At 72.7% G+C, this 1,310-nt stretch carries 1 protein-coding gene; it reads left to right on the top strand.

Annotated elements, in window-relative coordinates; translation table 11 throughout:
- The coding region (locus AC2W7M_RS25650; RefSeq protein ID WP_486135937.1) for a heavy metal translocating P-type ATPase at positions 1-1,310 on the top strand (1,310 nt) is incomplete at both ends.

The raw sequence follows: 1,310 nt of genomic DNA, 5'->3' as shown, positions 1-1,310 counted from the left end.
CTCGACTGCGCCGCCTGCATCGGCGACATCGAGAAGGGCGTGGCGGCGCTGCCCGGCGTGGTGCGCGCGCGCCTCAACTATTCCACCCACCGCTTGACCGTGGCCCTCGAGGAGGACACCGCGCCCGCCGCCGTGGTGGGGCGCCTGGAGGCGCTCGGCTATCGCGCCCATCCCTTCGCCGGCCGCGCCGAGGAGAGCGAGGCGCGCCACGCCCAATGGCTGCTGCGCTGCCTCGGGGTGGCGGGCTTCGCGGCCATGAACATCATGCTGCTGTCGGTCTCGGTGTGGTCCGGCAACGTCACCGACATCACCCCCGAGACGCGCGACTTCTTCCATTGGATATCCGCGCTCATCGCGCTGCCGGCGGCCGCCTATGCCGGCCAGCCCTTCTTCCAGAGCGCCATGCGGGCGCTGCGCACGCGCACGCTGAACATGGACGTGCCGATCACCCTCGGCGTCCTGCTCGCGCTCGGCATGAGCGTGGTGGAGACGGCGCTGAGCCAGGAACACGCTTATTTCGACAGCGCGATCATGCTGCTGTTCTTCCTGCTGGCGGGCCGCTACCTCGACCACGAGGCGCGCCGGCGCACCCGCGCGGTGGCCGGCAACGTGGCGGCGTTGCGCGGCGACATGGCCCACCGTCTGGAGGCGGACGGCGGCCAGGTGCTGGTGCCGGTCCAGGCGCTGAAGCCCGGGGATTTGATCCTGGTGGCGGCCGGCGAGCGGGTGGGCGCGGACGGCACGGTGGTGGCCGGCGCCTCCGCCATCGACGAGGCGCTGGTGACGGGCGAGACTCTGCCGCGCGCGCTGGCGGCCGGTGACCAGGTCTATGCCGGCAGCCTCAACGGTGCCGGCGCCATCACCGTTCGCGTCACCGCGGGGGGCGAGAACACGCTGGTGGACGACGTGCAGCGCCTGCTCGACGGCGCGCTCGCCGCCAAGAACCGCTATGTGCGCCTGGCCGACCGGGTGTCGCGACTCTACGCGCCGGTGGTGCACCTCACCGCGCTGATGTCCGCCTTGGGATGGCTGGCGTTCGGCGCCAGCCTGCACACCGCGGTGATGATCGCGGTGGCGGTGCTCATCATCACCTGCCCCTGTGCGCTCGCGCTCGCGGTGCCGGCGGTGCAGGTGACCGCCACCGGGCGCCTGTTCCGCGCCGGGCTGCTGGTGAATGCCGGCGACATGCTGGAGCGCCTCGCCGGGGTCGATACCGTGGCGTTCGACAAGACCGGAACCCTGACCCTGCCCGACCCCGCCTTGCGCCTGCCGGCGGGCGCGGACGCGGCGCTGGTCGGCCTTGCCGGACG

This window comes from Xanthobacter sp. BG11Y11_SDJG (assembly GCF_057364445.1).
The sequence above is the reverse complement of the archived record's forward strand: the minus strand, read 5'-3'. Positions and strand labels throughout refer to the sequence as shown.